Origin of the sequence: Sphingobacterium arenae, assembly GCF_014692505.1 — a bacterium.
Taxonomy (GTDB): Bacteria; Bacteroidota; Bacteroidia; order Sphingobacteriales; family Sphingobacteriaceae; genus Sphingobacterium; species Sphingobacterium arenae.
In genome coordinates this window covers 1-19937 of record NZ_JACNYK010000007.1, presented here as the reverse complement: position 1 = coordinate 19937, position 19937 = coordinate 1, and the positions used below count along the sequence as shown (strand labels likewise).

Sequence of the window (19937 nt, the reverse complement as noted above, 5' to 3'; positions counted from 1 at the left end):
AAACTATAAAGAAATAATATCATCCACGAAACGAGGTAAACCCGACGATGAGGCAGGGTCAGGATGCGGATAAGGATAATACAGCCTCACCCCAAATTGCCCATGAGTCCATGTTGCGTCCATATTAACTGCACTATAATTCCACATATTTCTGTTTAAATTTGCATTCATCAAGCTATCATCATACGGACAATCTTTTTTCAGGGGCAAGTTGCTCAGGGTCTGGTGACAAGCCACTCCCATTCTCTCTTCTGATGTCTTGAAGTTCCTTCTGTTTGTCCCGATGCTTCTTCAACATCAAAATTATCTTGTTACAGCCCGTTGCGAAAATGGTAAGGTGTTCTCGAAAGGAGGTTACGAAAATCGCAAAAGCACACATACACGCTTTTTAAATTTCTTAAAAATTCACATTTATTTGATTTACAAACATTTGATTTCTTAATTTCACTGTTATGAAAATAGCAGCACATGGTGCAATTCGAGGTTTAGCAGGAAATCTCGTGGCACGAAAAATTGGAAATCAACAGATTCTACAGTCTAGACCTCGCAAGGCGAAGCAAACCATGGCCACCAAGAAAGCCTCTGTCGATTTTGGTCAAGCCAGTCATGCTGGAGGCTTTGTACGGTCGGCTTTATCAGACACACACCTAAACTTATACGATAGCAATATGGTGGGACGACTTAACGGACAAATATTGCGTGCCATGCGCGCTAACCCCGACCAAATATCTGGTAAAATGTGTCTTCAACACGGCAAACTGAATCGCCTAGCTAACTTCCAGTTCAATGAACAAAGTAATACACAGGATTATCTCTATTTTGACATCGAATTATCCCTTAACGAGAACAACGTACTCGCTATAGAAATTCCAACGTTTAAAAAAGATCGTGATATCACATTTCTTGATGCTGCCGCAAAGATGATTGTTGTCATAAACGCCATGGCTATCGATTTCGTCAAAGCACACTATCACATCGTATCGTACACAGAAATAGAAATTAATTGTACGCAGTTAGAAGGGTGGCGCGAAGCGGAGCGAATAGAGGTGGATTGCACGCCAGTCAAGGGATGTATAATTTTTGTTGGGTTATCGGTTTTGTATTTTAATAACTCCCGCGGCAGGGATCTATTAATTAATTCCAGAGCCCTTCACCCAGCAAGTATTGTGGGTGCGTTTAACATTGCATAAGTGGATTCTGGCAGAATCATCGCTTAAACGCAAAGGCTGCCTATAATTTACCAAGGCAGCTTCTTTGGCGTTAATAACTTATCCAAACAACAACATGGCGATTACCAAGGTAACCACAATATTGAACCCCTGTGCGATCAGAAACGCATAAAGCGGTTTCTTGTTGTTATGCACAAATAGATCTTTAAAATTCGTTTCCAGACCGATGGATGTAAACGCCAACGCAAACCATAAGCCCTGTATACTTTTCAATTCCGCTTTTACGCCGCTGACTTGCTCCGGATTAATAACAAAAGAAAACAAGAGAGAAGCAAATACGAATCCGATTACAAATTTCGGGAAACGTTCCCAAATAATTTTTAAGGTTGGTTTCTCCGCATGTTCCGCGCTTTTGGAATGTGAATACGTCCAGTAAATACTGATGGCGAAGGCGGCGATACCGAGTAGAACATTTTGCGAAAATTTCACGATGGTACTGATTTCTAAGGCACGCTCGCCTACCAAAGATCCTGACGCAACCACCGCACCAGTCGTATCAATACTGCCACCGAGCCATGCACCCGTGACCTCTTGCGACAAACCCATCCATTCGGCAATATAGGGCATAAAAATCATCATCGGTACCGCGGTAATCAAAACCAACGAAACCACATAGGATAGCTTCTTGGCGTCTCCTTTAATTGCGCCAGAAGTAGCAATAGCGGCGGACACACCACAAATGGAAACGGCCGACGAAAGCATCATTGCCATTTCCTGATCGATTTTCAGTTTCTTACATAACCAAAATGCAAAATACCAGACCGACAATACAACGACCAAGGCCTGAATCAGCCCGAGAGCTCCCGCTTTCAATATTTCGCTAAAAATAACCGTCGTTCCCAATAGCACCAAACCGATTTTAACATACAATTCGGTAGAAAGTGCATCTTTAAACCAAGAAGGTAATTTAAAAAAGTTGCTGATCAGCAAACCGATACCTAAGCTAAATATGACGGCTTCGAGGTTATACTCTCGTACGGTATTGTTGCCTGCTATAATCAACGCAAATAGGGTTAACACAAAAATGAAAGGGAAAACGATCGAAAGTGGCTTTAACGGCTTTCCCAACAACACGGCCCCCACGAGAGCAGCAGCGAATACCAATAAAAATTGCGCACCGATAGTCAATAGGTTTTCTGGGGATAGGACTTCTGCAAAAAGTACAGCAGATGTATCCCAAGAAAAAGTTGGCCTGGGTACAACGACACCAAACAGCGCTAAAAAAATGATAGCTAACCCGAGTATCACGACCACCCAGTCTTCGCTAATCATTACCTTTGATTTAGAAGATGACATTATAATATACAGTTAAGGTTTTTTGTAAATGATGGACAATATAAGTATTTATTATTTCACGAGATTAGCCAGCGCACCATTAATCTTCTCAAATTCGAAAGTAAACCCGTCTTCCAGGGTCGACTTGGTCGTCCCCGGAACACTTTGGAGTAATATACTCGGGTCGACTCCCCTGACGAACGAGCCGATATGGGCGAGTATCCGGGGAAGAGGCAACCCAAAAGAAATCCCCACGCGGTTTCGGAGAACGTTCATAAAAGTAGCATTTGTCACGGGATAAGGACTACACGCATGATAAATCCGTCGTGGATGGGTTTGCTCGATTATCCACCTTACCAACGACACAAAATCATGCTGATGAATCCAACTGATATATTGACGTCCGTTAGCAACTTTGCCCCCCAATCCCCATTTCGCTAAAGGAAGTAACTCCGCAAACATGCCCTGTTGTTTAGATAAAACGGGACTGACACGAAGTATCACTTTCGTTGTATCCGAAAGATCAAATGTGGAAAACGCGCTCTCCCATCTTCGGGTTAATCGAGCTAGATAGCCCGTTCCAACCGCTATACTCGTCTCATCCTGTAACTCGTTTAATCCTGTAAAAATAGATATACCGGAAAAATTTATCCATAGCCTCGGCGGTTTCGAGCATCGTGCAATAGCTCTCCCTAAGACTTTGGTGGGCAAGAGACGGGAATCTTCTAGGATCGCCTTATTTTTCGACGTGAAGCGGCATTGGATACTTTTACCACTCAAGTTGATCACGGTGTCAGCACCTTCTAACACATTCGTCCAAGTACCCAGATGTTCTCCGTCCCAGAATACATACGTTACCTTGTCTTCTTTCTTATTCCGCTGTCGCGACAAAATCACGACTTCCCATCCTAAATCCAGAAAAACCTTCTTTAATAGCGTTCCTAAATGTCCGGTTCCTCCGGCAAGTACAATCTTTTTCATAATTTCACGTCCATATTAAAATGGTCCTTCAAAATTAATTTGGCCGCATGGAAGCCCGCCATTCCATGGACTCCACCTCCCGGAGGTGTAGAAGAAGAGGCGATATATACATTTTTATTCGACGTACGGTACGGCGTAAGCGAGAATGTCGGTCGGGTATATAGTTGATAGATGTCCATAATACCACCGTTTATGTCTCCGCCAATATAGTTTGGATTATATGCTTCCATCTGCGTAGGATTAAAAGTATGTCGCGCCAGAATAGTGTCTTTAAACCCAGGAGCAAAACGTTCAATCTGATTCTCAATATGTGCTGTAAAGTCAATAGCAGAACCATTGGGGACATGGCAATAGGCCCACCCCGTATGTTTACCTTCTGGGGCTCGGCTTTTATCAAATTGACTCGGTTGGGCAAACAAAACAAATGGCTTGTCTACTACCTGGCCTCTATGGGAATCAAGCTCATTCCGCCTTATTTCATCATAGGTATTACCGAGGTGCACCGTTGCCGCTTGTTGACTGTATCCATCATTAAAGGGTGTCGTATCAGAAAGAGCCCAATCAACCTTAAACACACCCATGCCATAACGATAATTTCTCAATTGTTTCCGATAGGAATCGTGCAAGTGCAACCCCTGCAAGCTCAGCACTTGCTTGGGTGTTAGATCCAATATCAAGGTCTTATGTTGGGGAAGCTCCCGTGTATCTTTTACCCAGCATCCTGTTTGTATTTCGCCGCCGAGCGAAATATAATAGGCGGCCAGCGCATCAGCGATAGTCTGTGAACCGCTTTGGGGAATAGGCCATCCATAACGGTGCCCTACCGCCATCAGCACCAAGCCAATGGCAGAGGTTGCCCAGTTAGATAGGGGTTGTATGCTATGGGCCGCCATTCCTGCCCATAGTGCTTTTGCTTTTTGGGTTTTAAAGGCCGAGGCTGTCCACGTAGCCGGCTTTAAAGCTTTTAACCCAAAGCTTGCCAAATCCAGCGGATGACGAGGGAAACGCAATGGCCCCATAGTATCTAAGGCCAAGCTTTCCCATCGGTTAATGATGGGTAGAATCAATTTTGTATAGGTTCGCGCATCAACGCCTAAATCTTGTGCGGTTTCTTCTAGACTATGGTGTAGTACGGCTGCATCTCCCTTATCTAAAGGATGTGCAGCGGGATAAGTCGCCTGGGTAAATTCCAATCCGTATTCTTTTAAGGGTAGGGAGCGCATAAAAGGAGATGCCATCGCCATGGGATGTATCGCTGAACAAACATCATGTTTAAAGCCCGGCAGGGTCAACTCTTTTGTACGCATACCTCCTCCTATGGTATCAGCGCCTTCCACGATCAACGTAGAAAGTCCTTGTCGCTGCAAAGTAATCGCTGCAGCAAATCCATTCGGACCGGAGCCCACTATAATAGCGTCGTATTTTTTCAAGACAAGTGTATTGTGTATTATACCTGCAATTTAAGAATTTGAATCGTAATAGATGCCTCTTCCCGCGTACGTCAACAAATTACCGCAGACTATATCTTAATGTCACCCCATAGGTCTGCGGATCACCAATCACACCGGCATATTGGCCAAAGTTGCCCGGAGCGGCCAGTAATTGCTCGTAATAATCTTTATCTGTAAGGTTTCTACTCCATACAATGACAGATATTCCTGTTGCAGCACGAAAGCCTACCCGTGCATTCAGCAAAGCATACGCATCGATGTTCAGATATTGCGAGGGGGATGAACTGGAAGAAAATTTCGATCGATAAAAAAGATCAGTGCCTAGGAAATAATTGCCCGGTAATCCCAACAAACGTCCCTTTGCTGTCAATTCGGCTGCAAGCGACCAGGACCATTTCGAAATTCCGGGGAGTTCTCCTCCAGAAACATCCTTGAAAGCTTCTGCACCTCCCACCTCTTCTAGCGGTACGGGTGCATTTGTAAACGAGATATATTTACCATCCGTATAAGCCAAGGCTCCGTTCAATCTTAGAAAATCCCATGGTCTCACACTCCCATCCAGTTCAATCCCTTGTACTCTCACTTTCTCCGCATTGGCTAAATAGCCTCTATTTACACCCGGATCCGGTGTTTGGACTTGCGTTTGGTAGTCTTTAATATTTGTTTGATAGACGGTTAGATTCAAGAAAGAAGTTCTGCTCGGGCTGGTTTTAACGCCAAATTCCACATGGTTCACAGATTCTGGCTTTACTTCCGCTAAATGAGTTGCTACTTCCCCATCAATAACAGGCAATCCACCCACATTGATACCTATTGGTTTATAACTTTTAGAATACGTTGCATAGGCATTGTAGTTGGGGGTAAACTTATATTGTAGTGACAATTGGCCAGATAGATTTCCGGCATCGGCATTTACATCAAAAGTCTGATCAGCATAAATACCATTAACTGCAGCAAATTGCTCGGGAGTGTACTCGATATTATTATCGATGTATTTTGTTCTATCATAATTGGCTACTTTTTTATCATAGTTGTATCGTATGCCTGGCAATAGATGCAATTTGGGAGTAATCGCCCAGTCAACCTGTGAGAAAACAGCCAAGCTCGTACTCTTAATGCCATACTTCGTACGAATCCCCACTCGATCAATCAGACCCCGTGCCCATTGCACTTGTGAAGGATCGCTTTGCTGAAAGCGCCATAACGCATCACCAGCTTCCTCCGTATGAACCGGATCAGTTCTCAAATCCTGCCACAAGCCGAAAATACCCACTACACCACTTACAGTCTCACTAATATCTCCTGAATATCGAAATTCTTGCGACCATTGATCATGTACAGAATTTCCGGCGGAAACGGTATAAGCAGGTACCCCCAGGTAATCACGATCATTTAAAGGCACCCAATTCCAATAACGCCATGCCGATGTCGAAGTCAGCGTGCCATTTCCAATTTTATAATCTACATTGAGTGATACCCCTCCTAATTCATTATCTGCTTTAGAGCGGGTATCTAAATCCACTTTTCTTTCAAAGGCACTGTTATATGGGATTTCATACCCAAGATCCTTGATGATACTATTAAACTGTCTGTATTCCGAGCGTTGATTCTCCACGACGCCGGCAATACCCCAACCATACCCATCTGGACGTTGCGCCGTAACATCTCCTGCCAATGATATCTTCAGATTCTCCGTCGGGGTGTATAACAACTGTCCTCTTACGCCCAGATTGTTAATATCGTTGATATTCCGATCTGAATGCACATTATATAACGTTCCATCACGTTGTGTTCCTGAAAAAGAAACCCGAGCGGCTAATTTGTCTTTCACCAGAGGGCCGGTTAACGACGTTTTAGCCTGTATGTAGCCATAGTTACCATAGCTCAATTCAAAATTTGCACTTGGCGTAAATTCCGGCTGACGCGACGTGATATTAAATGCTCCTGAGGTTGTATTCTTTCCAAATAAAGTTCCTTGAGGTCCGCGCAACACCTCGATCTGCTCTACATCAATAAAGTCTAATGAAGTCGCTGCAGGACGCGCCAAGTACACACCATCTAAATAAAATCCTACCCCAGGATCGATACCATCATTAGTAAGACCGTATGTAGAGCCCAACCCCCTAATATTCAATGTTGTATTACGCGGATTAGACGAATAAAGCTGTACCGTGGGAACCACTTCCTTAATTCTGGTGACATTGAATGCCCCTGCATCTTCTATTGTACTTGCTCTCACCGTAGAAACTGGAATGGGTACATCTTGAAGTTGTTCTCTTCTCCTTCGAGACGTCACCACGACCTGATCCAACGTTTCTCGTTTAGACGATAATGTTATAGTAATGGGTGACGTATGTGCGATAATTTTTTTGGCTTGGTAACCAACAACAGAAACGGTTAAAGTAAGCGGTAATTTCTGTCCGGTGACAAACACAAAATTTCCATCTCTGTCGGTGCGGACACTATGCGTAACTGCCTCGAGTTGGATCGTCGCTCCTTCAATTGGTTCTTTAGAAATAGAATCAACCACGATACCTTCTAATGTAGCATTGATGATGGGTTGTGATTGTACTTGTGCAAATAGGTCCTGTTTTAATAGAAAAACAAACAATAAGACCGCTGAGTATCGTAATACTCCATAATTTTTCATATTTTCGGGTGTTTAATAGTGAATACTAACAAGTGCCAACGCCAATTGAACTTGTAATTTACTTATTGAACACAGGAGGGAAACAGCAATGTTTCCCTTTGCTGTGTTTTATAGAGAGGGAAATATCAATAACAACACATTCGCATGCGAAGTGCAAAACAATAAAGATGGACTAAATTGTAATCTACTTTGACTTTTGTGTCTAAAATTAGGTTGTAGTTTTTCATTCGAACTATCTGTTTTTTTAGTTTTTTATACTATCGTTGCCAACGCCAATTGAAACGAACAGGACAAATATAAAAACATTTTATATAAAGTCTATCAAATAAGTAGATTTTATTTTAAAAAAAGACACACGAACCCTTAACTGGTTGAAAATAAACAATATAATTTCATTTCGAAACGGTTTTTAAGAAAAGAAATTTCTTAAATTATAACCATAGCGCAGCCCAAATCCCCCAACCGGATGTGAGAACAACCAATATCCCCACCAAAATTAAAAGCAGACGCTGATTAATCCGCGAGGCTATATATGCTCCTAACGGAGCCGCTATTACCCCCCCGACAATCAGGCCCAAAACAATTTCCAGGTGCTGGACACCTAATACAAAAATAAATACGACGGTAGCAAAATAGGTCACGAAAAACTCTGCCGTGTTGACCGTCCCAATGGTATGCCTCGGACTGTTTCCGCGACTCAACAGGTTAGACGTAACGATTGGCCCCCAGCCGCCGCCGCCGATAGCGTCTAAGAGTCCACCAGCAAAAGCTAATAGCGGGGTATTCTTAACGTTCTTCTTTGCATTATTCTGCTTTCTAAATGCTTTGTATAATAAATATATACCCAATAAAAGCAGATAAAAAGATATAAAAGGCTTTATGACCTCGCCATCAAGGATATCCGAAATGAAATAAGCACCGATAATCGCACCAATACTGCCCGTAATCACAATCCGGAAAAACAACCTTTTATCTATATTATCAAAGCGAATATGAGATAATCCAGAAACACCTGTTGTAAATATCTCGGACGTATGGACACTTGCGGACGCAAATTTTGGTGGAATACCCAACCAAAGTAATAAACTTGTACAACTCACACCATAGGCCATTCCTAGGGCGCCATCAATCAGCTGGGCAACAAAACCTGCCAAAATAAACCAAAGAAATCGTTCTCCAAATTCGAAAGCGTTTGCACTAATACCTTCCACTAAAAGAAAAATAAAATAACCCGCAATAGCCAGTTTGAGGGCTATTATAGCCCAGCCTACGTGTTTTAACGTGATTTTCTTACTCACATTGTTTAATCCTAAAACCGCTATTGCTTTCTCCATTAATTATTTTATTTATTATTTTCAAATGTCTTCGTCTCGCTTCTGTAAAGACCTCGCAAATATAAAAACATTCTACATAAAGTCTATCAAACATATAGATTTTTTAACATAAAAAAAACCTGTTACATGGTGTGTAACAGGTTCACTCAATTAAAATGAATTCTCAAAAACAATATATATTCTCTTCGATCATTCTTTTCGCGATACGCTGACGAGCTGCTTTTGTATTGAATGGCTCGGCTTTCGTAAACCGACGCAGACCAACCAGCATCATCTTCAATTCATCTCCTTCCGCAAAGGCGTACAGTGCTTCTTTACCTGCAATAGCTATTTTATCTAGCGTAGTATATAAATATACCCTCGCCATATCTAACGGAAAAATAGCCGCATTTTCTCCTTGAGTGTGATAAATCTTTTCTGCCCGCAGCAATATCGACTCGGCTACATAAACATACCCAATGATATCGGCAATATTCATCAATATCTCCTCTTCTTTCGATAAGCTCATCATCAGTTTCTGTACGGCAGCACCCGCCACCATTAAACCGATCTTTTTTAAATTTGCTATAATCTTCTTCTCCGGGGCAAAAATGGCGGTATCTTCTTCTCCCAAATCAGGAATAGCCATCAGCTCGTTTGCAACAGCCGTCGCAGGCCCCATTAAATCCAACTCTCCTTTCATGGCACGTTTTAATAGCATATCCACGACCAATAAGCGATTCACTTCATTTGTACCTTCAAAAATCCGATTGATACGCGAATCCCGGTAGGCTCTCTCCATCGGCGCTTCAGCCGAATAACCCATACCTCCATAAATCTGTACGCCTTCGTCGACGACATAATCCAGCATCTCAGAGCACCATACCTTTATAATCGCACATTCGATAGCAAACTGTTCTGTAGATTTTAATTTGGCTTTAGCTTCATCCATTCCGCCGGCAACAAGCGCAGCATAAGCATCATCAATATTCTGTCCGGCCCGATAAGCAGCAGATTCATTAGCGTACAGGCGGATAGCCATTTCAGCCAATTTATGACGAATTGCCCCAAATTTGGATATGGGCAAGTTAAATTGTACGCGCTCATTCGCATATTTTATGGCTTGCGTAACGACAGAACGTGCAGAACCAATGGTCGCGGCACCTAATTTGATCCGTCCAATATTTAGAATATTAACGGCAATCTTAAAGCCATTTTCCCTTTCAGACAATAGGTTCTCTACCGGAACCGGACAATCATTAAAAAATATTTGTCTTGTGGATGACCCTTTGATACCCATCTTATGCTCTTCGGGATTCATGGTAATCCCCCCAAAATCTCTTTCTACAATAAAAGCACTGAGATTTTTATCGTTATCAATTTTTGCAAATACAATGAATACATCGGCGAATCCACCGTTTGTAATCCACATTTTTTGCCCATTGAGTAGATATTGTGTCTCTTCTGTATTTAACCTTGCTGAGGAACGTCCCGAATTCGCATCCGATCCTGCGTTAGGCTCCGTCAAACAATAGGCTGCTTTCCATTCTCCTGACGTTAACTTTGGAATATATTTTTCTTTTTGTGCGTCATTTCCATAATACAAGATAGGTAATGTACCAATGCCGGTATGTGCCGACAGTGCCACGGCAAATGAATAGCCACCACCTACGGCATCGCCAACTAACATAGATGTATTGAAGTTCTTGCCAAATCCCCCATATTGCTCCGGGATAGAGACACCCAGTAACCCTAATTCTCCGGCTTTATCCAACAGGTTTTGCATCAGGCCCTCTTCCTGTGCATCAATTCTATCGAGCTTATCTAATACTTCTGCATCAAGAAAATCCAAACAAGTCTGGCGAATCATTTTTGCTTCTTCATCAAACTCTTCCGGAATAAAAACTTCCGTATAAGGGGTTTCACGGACCACGAATTCCCCGCCTTTCATAGCTTTTGTCTCCATTGTTTATATATTCCTTAATCTAACATCTCAAAGATTCCCGCTGCACCTTGTCCCGTTCCTACACACATCGTCACCATACCGTATTTTTTCTCACGACGCCTTAACTCGTTCAAGATTTGTACGGTCAATTTAGCCCCTGTACAGCCTAAGGGATGCCCTAAAGCAATTGCCCCACCATTGACGTTCACTTTTTCTTCATCTAACCCCAATTCACGGATAACGGCCAGGGATTGTGAAGCAAAAGCTTCGTTCAATTCGATAAGGTCTATATCTTCTTTTTGTAGTCCTGCCATTTCCAGCGCTTTTGGGATCGCGAATATTGGACCTATTCCCATAATCCGCGGCGGTACTCCTGCTACCGCATAACTCACCAAACGTGCTATCGGTTTAACATTCAATTCCTTCAACATTTTTTCTGATACAATCAAAACAAAGGCCGCCCCGTCGGATGTTTGTGACGAATTTCCCGCTGTAACACAACCGTCTGCTGCAAAGACTGGTTTTAGCTTTGCTAACGCCGCCGCAGAAGAATCCGGTCTTGGTCCTTCATCTGTATCCACGACATATTCGCGTGTCGCAATTTTATTATCCTTTAGGTAGTTTTCGGTAACTTTAATCGGCACAACTCCGTCTTTTAAATGACCGTTTTCTATCGCAGCGATTGCTTTTTGGTGCGATCGAAGTGCAAAGGCATCTTGATCTTCACGCGAAACATGATATTCTTTCGCTACCGCTTCCGCCGTTAGTCCCATCCCCCAATACCAATCGGGATGGTCTTTCGCTACCACCGGATTTGGTACAATTTTCCAACCGCCAAACGGCATTCCCGACATAACTTCTACTCCACCGGCAATAATACAATCGGCCATCCCGGACTTAATCTTCGCTGCAGCCGTTGCAATGGTTTCTAGACCAGATGCACAGTAACGATTTACCGTGACGCCGGGGACTTTGTCGGTATCCAAACCCATCAACGAAATCAACCGCCCAACATTTAATCCCTGTTCTGCCTCTGGCATAGCATTGCCTACAATGACGTCATCAATTTTCGCCACATCCAATTGCGGCATAGTTGTCACCATGTGCTTAATAACTTCGGCCGCTAGATCGTCTGCACGCATGAAACGAAAACTCCCTCTCGGAGCCTTCCCTACTGCTGTACGGTATCCTGCTATAATGTATGCTTCCATGTTTTCATTAATTTCTAAGAGGTTTCCCTTTCGTCAACATATGTTGTATTCTTTCCAATGTTTTACGCTCCGCACATAATTCCAAAAACGCTTTCCGTTCTATATCGAGTAGGTATTGCTCGGAGACTTCGGTAGGTTCTGACAGGTTGCCCCCACACATCACCCACCCCAATTTCTCGGAGATCTTCTTATCATGGTCGGAGATATAATTCCCTTCCCGCATGGAAGAGGCTCCCACATAAACTATTCCTAATCCTTGATTTCCGAGCACTTTAATATCCGTTCGTGGAGCGGGCTGTATGTACCCTGCATGAGCGAGTTCCAACGCTTTTGACTTCGCATCCGCTAGCAACCGCTTACGATTCATCGTAATGGCATATTTGCCTTCTTTCAAATAGCCAAGTTCTGCAGCTTCTACAGCAGAAGTTGACACCTTCGCCTGTCCTATCGTTAAGAAGCGATCTTTTAACGTGTTCTGTACAATTTGATCGGGTTTATATTCATCCGAGGCGCGAAGAGCAAACTCCTTGGAGCCACCTCCACCTGGAATAACACCAACGCCAAATTCTACTAACCCCATATACGTCTCCGCATGCAATTGTACGAAGTCGGCGTGCATCGAAAACTCACAACCACCACCTAACGTCAATTGGAATGGGGCGACGACAACGGGAATAGATGAATAGCGAATCCGCATGGCCGTATTTTGGAACATACGCACCGCTGTATTCAGCTCATCATAATCCTGCTCGACCGCCATCATGAAAATCATCCCGATATTAGCTCCCGCTGAGAAATTTTTACCATCGTTCGTAATAACAAGACCTCGGTAGTCCTTTTCCGCTAAATCAATCGCTTTATTGATGCCCTGGATAACATCCCCACCAATAGTGTTCATCTTGGTATGAAACTCACAATTGAGGATACCATCACCCAAATCCGTAATAGTTACCCCAGAATTTTTCCAAATGGTTTTTGTGTCCCGAATATGGTCTAAAATGATTAAATCTTCGGTTCCTGGAATCGGTTTATAGGATTTCGAACCTATATCGTAATAATGCCTTACACCATCTTGCACTTTATAGAAAGAGTCGTGTCCGGCTTCCAGCATATCATGTACCCACTGTGCTACGTCACCTTGCTGTCCCGGTAACCTTTTCTCTTCTGTCCGAATATGATCAATTGTTTCCCGCACGCCCAGTGCATCCCACACCTCAAACGGCCCCAGTTCCCAACCGAATCCCGCACGCATCGCGTCATCTATCCGATAAAAGTCATCGGTAATTTCTGGAATACGACGGGAGACATATTCGAATAATGGATAATGCATGGCACGGAATAATGTACCGGCTTTATCGGTACCTTGCTCATAAACTTTCATCCGTTTACGGATATCTTCTACAGGCTTAGTTGCCTCAAGGGTTGCCGATTTAACTTTCTCTTGTTCTTTATATTCCAGTGTCTTTAGGTCGAGTGCAAGAATGACCGAATTACCCTTCTCGTCTTTTACCTTTTTATAAAAGCCTTGTTTCGATTTTTCACCCAGCCATTTGTTCGCTACCATTTTGGTGATATATGACGGCAACTGAAAAACTTCCTTTGCCTCGTCGTTAGGTACGTTTTGTGTCAACCCCTGCGCTACATTGACTAATGTATCCAATCCCACGACATCTGCTGTCCGAAAGGTGGCCGATTTTGGATGTCCCATAGCCGGTCCCGTATATTTATCAACCTCCTCAACCGATAGCCCCATCTGCTCGACCAGATGTGTCAGCGCTAACATGGAGTATACCCCAACACGGTTTCCAATAAAAGCTGGCGTATCTTTACATAACACCACGGTTTTACCTAACATTTTGTCTCCAAAATGCAATAGAAAATCGATGACCTCCGGTTCGGTATCAGCAGTTGGAATAATTTCCAGCAACTCCAGATAACGTGGCGGATTGAAAAAATGCGTTCCACAAAAATGCGCTTTAAAATCATCTGATCTCCCCTCTGTCATCAAATGAATGGGGATTCCGGAAGTATTCGATGTAATGAGCGTACCTGTCTTCCTGTGTTCTTCTACCTGTTCAAAAACAGTTTTTTTTATATCTAATCGTTCGACAACCACCTCAATAACCCAATCACACGTTGCAATAGCGGGCATATCATCTTCAAAATTTCCGGTATGTATACGCTTTACATAGTGTTTGCTATAAATGGGTGACGGATTGGTTTTCAACGCCGTATCCAAAGAATTGTTCACTATCCGATTTCGAACGACCGGACTTTCTAATGTTAATCCTTTAGCTTCTTCCTGTGGTAACAGCTCCCTTGGCACAATATCCAACAAGAGTACCTCAATACCAACATTCGCAAAGTGACAGGCTATCCTCGAACCCATCACCCCCGAACCTAAAACGGCTACTTTCTTAATATGTTTATCCATTCTGTTACGTTTTAGTACAAATGTCTCACAACTATTTTCTAATACCGACGTCCCGCACTCCCTCAGCCTTTTTCTCTACCCGTACTTCTTGTTGCAATTGATAACTTGCCGTCAATGTATTGATCTTTTGTAACGTTCGAATCAACTGCATTCGCTCCTCTTCGGGAATCTGAGACTCTAAAAATTCATTAAAGCTCCGAACAACGTCTTTCGCTAACTTTCGCTTCTCCACACCCAATGGCGTCAAGTAGACCTTTACCGAACGCTTATCGGATGCATTTACCTCCCTATAGATAAACCCTAACGTCTCTAAATTGTTTAATACTCGAGACAACGATGTTGTTTTTACACCGGTAGCATTTGCAATTTGCGAAACCGAGGTTCCTTCCTTATGTATATTGATTAAAATATAGCCAGTAGCCTGCGTGAATCCAAACTGCGAAGCAATGATGTTGTACTTGTTAGCTACCGTCTGCCAACAGGTTTTCAGAAAGTAGTCTATAGTATTGTCTTGAGACATAATTCGATTTATATATTTACTATGCGAGCATAACAAATATAATAAAACTCTTGGATAAAACAAATTTTTCAGTCTATATTTTTGCTGTTTTATATCTTTTACTAACCCCGATGTTCCTTCTACCCTGCAAGAACTTTTCAAGACAGAAGAAATCCGCGCAAACGGATCTTATTGGTATTCGCGAATACAAAGCTTTTTATGTAATTTTGCACAAAAAAAATTTATCAATATGGCAACAAATAAAACTTTTACGATGATTAAACCAGACTCCGTAGCAAATGGTCACATCGGTGCTATCTTAAATGATATAATCGCAGACGGCTTCAAAATCGTCGCTATGAAATACATACAGCTTACAAAAGAAACTGCCGGAAATTTTTATGCTGTACATAAAGAAAGACCTTTTTATGGTGATTTAGTCAACTTTATGACTTCGGGGCCAATCGTAGCTGCTATTTTAGAAAAAGACAATGCGGTTGAGGACTTTCGCAAATTAATCGGTGCGACAAATCCGTCTGAGGCAGCGGAAGGAACTATTCGTAATAAATATGCTAAATCCATCGAAGCTAATGCTGTTCATGGATCGGATTCAGACGAAAATGCAGAAATTGAAGGTGGTTTCTTTTTCTCTCAGTTCGAGAAATTTTAAAGTTCGGTATATAAGGATAAAAAAGGGAAATCTAACGATTTCCCTTTTTTATCCTTATTAAAACGCGCGTTTGCTCAAATATTCGTTCTCCCTCGCGGTCATCAATTCTTTATCTTCCTTTTTCTTATCCAGATATCCACAAAGGTGCAATATACCATGAATAATCACACGATGCAGCTCATCCCGTTCTGAGACGCCAAACTTCAACGCATTTTCTGTTGTTCTTTCTACGGATATAAAAATATCGCCCGCAATAACATGATCTTCTTCTGAAGAATCAAATGTCACAATATCCGTGTATGTATCGTGACGCAGATATTGTTTATTAATCGCTAACAAATAAGTATCTGAGCAGAAAATCAAATTCAATTCGCCGATTCGATCAAAGCCCTCCGCGGTCACCGTGGCACCCACCCACTGCCTTATTTTTTGTTTATCCTTAATTTTATAATCCGTGTCTTCGGTGAAAAATGAAATATCTTTTAACGCCATCGTATTAAAATGCTTTGGAATCCATGTAAGTTTGTAGAATGATAGTTGCTGATACAGCATCGACCAACCCCTTTTCCTGTCGTTTATTTTTTTTCATACCACTTTGAGCAATAATGCTAGAAGCCATTTTAGATGTAAAACGCTCATCGATTTCGACAATCGGGATACGAGGATAAGTCTTCTTCAACTTTCGCATAAAACCAACAATATGCTGTGCAGATTGAGATGCTGTTCCATCCATCTGTAAGGGCTTACCCACGACAAATGTTTCTACACCTTCTTTTAAAAGATAATCCGCTAAAAATGTCCAAATCTCCTTCGGATGGATAGTCGTTAGAGACGTTGCGATAAGCTGCATGGGGTCGGTAACCGCAATGCCTATCCGCTTCGTCCCGTAATCAAAAGCCATAACGCGCATATGTGTCAGTTTGCACAAACATACGAATACTAGTCAACACCAGCTTTCACTTTCTTAACGTTCTACTACTTTTACCTCGTAGAGCTTATTCCATTGTTTGCCTGTAACGAAGAATCGCTTGCTCACTTTATCATAGGCAATCCCGTTCATTTCTTCATCTACCGCGTTTCTCTTGGCATTTTTATACAGACCTACAAAATTTATTTGTCCTTCTACGGCACCTGTTTCAGGGTTAATAATAACGACAATATCCTTTCCATATATATTGGCATATACTTTCCCGTCGATATGTTCCAATTCATTAATATAATCAACTGCCCCATTGTGATCATACACGGGGATAAACCCCAATTCTTGATAGGTGTTAGGATCTAGAAAATATAATTTGTTGGAACTATCTGTTTTAATAAGCCGCTTCCCATCATAACACAATCCCCAACCCTGCGTACTTTGTTGATAATTAAATGTTCCAACCTGCTCGAACGTTTCTTTATTAAATACATATCCCAACTTATTCCGCCAGGTTAGCATTACAATTTTATCTCCAACAATAGTCATTCCCTCACCGAAGTAAGGTTCACCAGATGCATCACTCCCTGTAATTTCTCTTTTCTGAATAACCCTTCCCGTAGTAAGTTCTACTTTTCTTAAAGACGTTATCAAATCGTTCCCCGCACCGGTGGATTCATACAAAAAACCATTTTCAAATTCCAGCCCCTGCGTAAACGCCGTTGTATCATGCGGATATTCATTCACCACCTCGAATGTATATTGACGAGGCGATTCCGGTAAAATGATCACATTACTAAAGGCCACCTCCTCTTTTCCCTCCCGGTAGAGTTTGGCTACGAGGTTACGTGCTCCAAGACCGATAGATTCGGTGTCTAGTAGGAGTTCCGTTGTATCCTTCTTTCTTTCAATAATCTCCCCGTCTAATGAATACACAACAGAATCAAGTGTACTGTCTGGAAACTGCATGCGTACTGCTACTTTTTCTCCTAAAATAAGCGTTTCACCAGATTTTGGTGATAAAAATTCAAATTTTCCCTTCTGTGATTTACATCCGGCCAATAGTAGTGCAACAGATGCAACAAAGACCAGCATGTTATGTATATTCAATTTCATCTTTCGCGTGTTTGCGAGGCAAATTTACAGAAATAAAATGACAACATCATTCACACACCTATTTCACGACAATATTTCCCAAAAACTCTCCTAACGTCTTCTCTGCTTCTTTCAGCTTTTGATATTTAGCTAATAATATCTCCATATTTTCTCCGACATCGATTATCTTTAATTCCTCTCGGATTTTGATCATCTCCTTTTCAATCTTTCGCTTTTTTATACGGTAAATACCCTGTATGGTAAGTTCACGGAGATGTTCACGCTCCTGGCGAACATAAATTTTTCGCTTATCATCGTTCCAATTTGGACTAAGTTCATAGGGCGTTGCCACACATGTGATCGCTAAATCTTGAACTTCCCTGTCTTTATGTGAGAAAAAATACTTTACATCCGGAATTTCAAAATGTTCTGCTTTTTGTTTAAAAACATTAACAATAAACGCACTTGGTCTATCCTCAAAAGTAACATCGTCCAAAGCGTTTAAAAGTAAGGGCGCTATGGGAACGTCCCCGTCACCTTCCCATTCGGCAAGTTCCTCACCGTAATTTAATAAAATACGTACGATTTCTCTTTCTTGTAAGGTATCTGATGTAAGGGTCTGAGGAGTAACTCCTTCCGACGAAACTTCTTTCGTTCGTTCTGCATCAGTCAGAAAGAAATCAGCAGGAGGCATATCTGGCGGACTACTCTCATTTGAGCTCTTAGATGCTTGCTGTATCTTCTTATCCTGTGCCTTTGCTTTCTGAATCCGTATTTTATTCAACTCGGTTAGCAATACACGCTCTTCAATATCGAGCAAATGTGAACATTGTTGGATAAAGACGGAAACCTTTATCTCGTCAGGTATCAAAGCAATACTCTCTATTACTTCTCTAATGACTTCTGCGCGTTTGATCGGGTCCCCACCGGTATTCTTTAATAAAATATTTGTTTTATAGAAAATAAAATCTTCCTGATGCTCGGCGATATATTTCTTAAATCCGGTTGATCCGTACGTCTGTACATAAGAGTCGGGATCATTACCATCAGGAAACAACACCACTTTCACATTAAGCCCCTCTTCCAGCAACATGTCTGTTCCCCGCAAGGAAGCCTTAATACCGGCTGCATCTCCATCATATAGAATAACAACATTATTCGTAAAGCGAGAAATCAGACGAATCTGGCCAGAAGTCAAAGAAGTTCCAGAAGAGGACACCACATTTTCCACTCCTGCTTGATGCATCGATAGAACATCAGCATACCCCTCTACGAGATAACATACATCATTATCCTTGATGGTTTTCTTCGCAAAATGAAGCCCATACAGAACATCCGATTTGTGGTATATATCGCTTTCAGGTGAGTTCACATATTTTGGAACCGTTTTTTCTGTTTTCAATGTACGACCACCAAAACCGATAACTCGTCCCGTTAAATTATGGATAGGGAAGATGACCCTACCTCTAAAACGATCGTATAGACTCCCATCATCTCGTTCGATAGCAAGTCCGATTTCCTTTAAATAATCCTTGTGAAACCCATTTTCGGCAGCTGCATCTGCAAGAGCAGACCATTGATCCGATGAATAACCTAAATCAAATTTCTTAATGATATCCTCTCGATATCCACGTTCTTTAAAATAAGATAAGGCTACACTTTGACCCGATTCCGTATGCCATAGCTGTTCCTTAAAATATTTACCGGCCCATGTGCTGAGCACATACAGGCTTTCTCGTCTATCTTGAGCAGCAAGCTGGGCAGGGGAACGCTCTATCTCTTCTACCGGAACACTATATTTATCAGCTAAATAACGTATTGCCTCCGGATAGGAATATTTCTCCAGCTCCATAACAAACTTTAACGCATCCCCCCCGGCGCCACAACCAAAGCATTTATAAATGCCTTTAGCTACCGATACATGAAAAGATGGCGTTTTTTCATTATGAAAAGGACAGTTACCAATGAAAGAAGTGCCTCGCTTTTTTAAATCTACGAAGTCACCTACTACTTCTTCTATTCTAGCAGCATCTAAAACTTTCTCAATAGTCTCTCTTTTTATCATCTGTAAAATGGCAAAGCGATATTAAACAAAGGTAATAATTAGTAGCGAGTAATGAACGAACTTTGATATCCGGCCATAAAAAAAGCCCCTGCATATGCTGCAGGGGCTCTGTATAAAGATCGGCACCGACCTACTCTCCCACCTGTTACGGCAGTACCATCGGCTCTGGCGGGCTTGACTGCTCTGTTCGGAATGGGAAG

At 42.1% G+C, this 19937-nt stretch carries 16 protein-coding genes and 1 rRNA gene; 2 read left to right on the top strand and 15 right to left on the bottom strand.

Annotated elements, in window-relative coordinates; genetic code table 11:
* Positions 1 to 3 precede the first annotated feature (3 nt).
* On the bottom strand, positions 4 to 237 hold the full coding sequence (locus tag H8B17_RS18155; RefSeq protein WP_190310661.1) for a hypothetical protein: 234 nt from the start codon (positions 235 to 237) through the stop codon (positions 4 to 6).
* Between the two features lie 215 nt (positions 238 to 452).
* On the opposite strand from H8B17_RS18155, the gene H8B17_RS18150 reads away from it, so the two are divergent.
* Positions 453 to 1190 carry a hypothetical protein gene (locus H8B17_RS18150; RefSeq protein WP_190310660.1) on the top strand — a complete coding sequence of 246 codons (738 nt, stop codon included), beginning with the start codon at positions 453 to 455 and terminating at the stop codon, positions 1188 to 1190.
* A 78-nt stretch (positions 1191 to 1268) separates the two neighbouring features.
* Here H8B17_RS18150 and H8B17_RS18145 read toward each other — a convergent pair whose 3' ends face one another.
* From H8B17_RS18145 to H8B17_RS18105, 9 genes are all read right to left on the bottom strand, one after another.
* Positions 1269 to 2501, bottom strand: a complete 1233-nt coding sequence (locus tag H8B17_RS18145) for a YeiH family protein (protein WP_223816666.1) — start codon at positions 2499 to 2501, stop codon at positions 1269 to 1271.
* Positions 2502 to 2576: 75 nt separating this feature from the next.
* Complete coding sequence (locus tag H8B17_RS18140; protein WP_190310658.1) at positions 2577 to 3485, bottom strand: epimerase; 909 nt, start codon at positions 3483 to 3485, stop codon at positions 2577 to 2579.
* On the bottom strand, positions 3482 to 4915 hold the full coding sequence (locus tag H8B17_RS18135) for a phytoene desaturase family protein (RefSeq protein ID WP_190310657.1): 1434 nt from the start codon (positions 4913 to 4915) through the stop codon (positions 3482 to 3484). The genes H8B17_RS18140 and H8B17_RS18135 overlap by 4 nt, the downstream gene beginning before the upstream one ends.
* A gap of 79 nt (positions 4916 to 4994) precedes the next feature.
* The gene (locus tag H8B17_RS18130; protein WP_190310656.1) at positions 4995 to 7586 is read right to left on the bottom strand and encodes a TonB-dependent receptor; all 2592 of its coding nucleotides are present in this window, start codon (positions 7584 to 7586) and stop codon (positions 4995 to 4997) included.
* Between the two features lie 431 nt (positions 7587 to 8017).
* A complete protein-coding gene (locus H8B17_RS18125) occupies positions 8018 to 8920 on the bottom strand; it encodes a sulfite exporter TauE/SafE family protein (RefSeq protein WP_190310655.1) in 903 nt (300 codons plus the stop codon).
* Between the two features lie 163 nt (positions 8921 to 9083).
* Positions 9084 to 10865: an acyl-CoA dehydrogenase family protein gene (locus H8B17_RS18120; RefSeq protein WP_190310654.1), complete on the bottom strand. Its 1782-nt coding sequence runs from the start codon at positions 10863 to 10865 to the stop codon at positions 9084 to 9086.
* Between the two features lie 14 nt (positions 10866 to 10879).
* A complete protein-coding gene (locus tag H8B17_RS18115) occupies positions 10880 to 12055 on the bottom strand; it encodes an acetyl-CoA C-acyltransferase (protein ID WP_190310653.1) in 1176 nt (391 codons plus the stop codon).
* 7 nt (positions 12056 to 12062) lie between these two features.
* Positions 12063 to 14489, bottom strand: coding sequence for a 3-hydroxyacyl-CoA dehydrogenase/enoyl-CoA hydratase family protein (locus H8B17_RS18110; RefSeq protein WP_190310652.1), 2427 nt, complete (start codon positions 14487 to 14489; stop codon positions 12063 to 12065).
* Positions 14490 to 14520: 31 nt separating this feature from the next.
* Positions 14521 to 15009, bottom strand: a complete 489-nt coding sequence (locus H8B17_RS18105; protein WP_190310651.1) for a MarR family winged helix-turn-helix transcriptional regulator — start codon at positions 15007 to 15009, stop codon at positions 14521 to 14523.
* 229 nt (positions 15010 to 15238) lie between these two features.
* Between H8B17_RS18105 and H8B17_RS18100 the strand changes: the two genes are divergently transcribed.
* Positions 15239 to 15658, top strand: a complete 420-nt coding sequence (locus H8B17_RS18100; RefSeq protein WP_190310650.1) for a nucleoside-diphosphate kinase — start codon at positions 15239 to 15241, stop codon at positions 15656 to 15658.
* Between the two features lie 57 nt (positions 15659 to 15715).
* On the opposite strand, the gene ybeY is transcribed toward H8B17_RS18100, so the two are convergent.
* The 5 genes from ybeY to rrf form a co-directional block, all read right to left on the bottom strand.
* On the bottom strand, positions 15716 to 16150 hold the full coding sequence (gene ybeY, locus H8B17_RS18095) for an rRNA maturation RNase YbeY (RefSeq protein WP_190310649.1): 435 nt from the start codon (positions 16148 to 16150) through the stop codon (positions 15716 to 15718).
* Between the two features lie 4 nt (positions 16151 to 16154).
* A complete protein-coding gene (gene ruvX / locus H8B17_RS18090) occupies positions 16155 to 16568 on the bottom strand; it encodes a Holliday junction resolvase RuvX (protein ID WP_190310648.1) in 414 nt (137 codons plus the stop codon).
* 54 nt (positions 16569 to 16622) lie between these two features.
* Complete coding sequence (locus H8B17_RS18085) at positions 16623 to 17693, bottom strand: glutaminyl-peptide cyclotransferase (protein WP_223816665.1); 1071 nt, start codon at positions 17691 to 17693, stop codon at positions 16623 to 16625.
* A gap of 58 nt (positions 17694 to 17751) precedes the next feature.
* On the bottom strand, positions 17752 to 19737 hold the full coding sequence (gene dnaG, locus H8B17_RS18080) for a DNA primase (protein ID WP_190310647.1): 1986 nt from the start codon (positions 19735 to 19737) through the stop codon (positions 17752 to 17754).
* Between the two features lie 117 nt (positions 19738 to 19854).
* Positions 19855 to 19937: ribosomal RNA gene (rrf, locus tag H8B17_RS20925) — 5S ribosomal RNA — on the bottom strand; the annotation flags it as partial.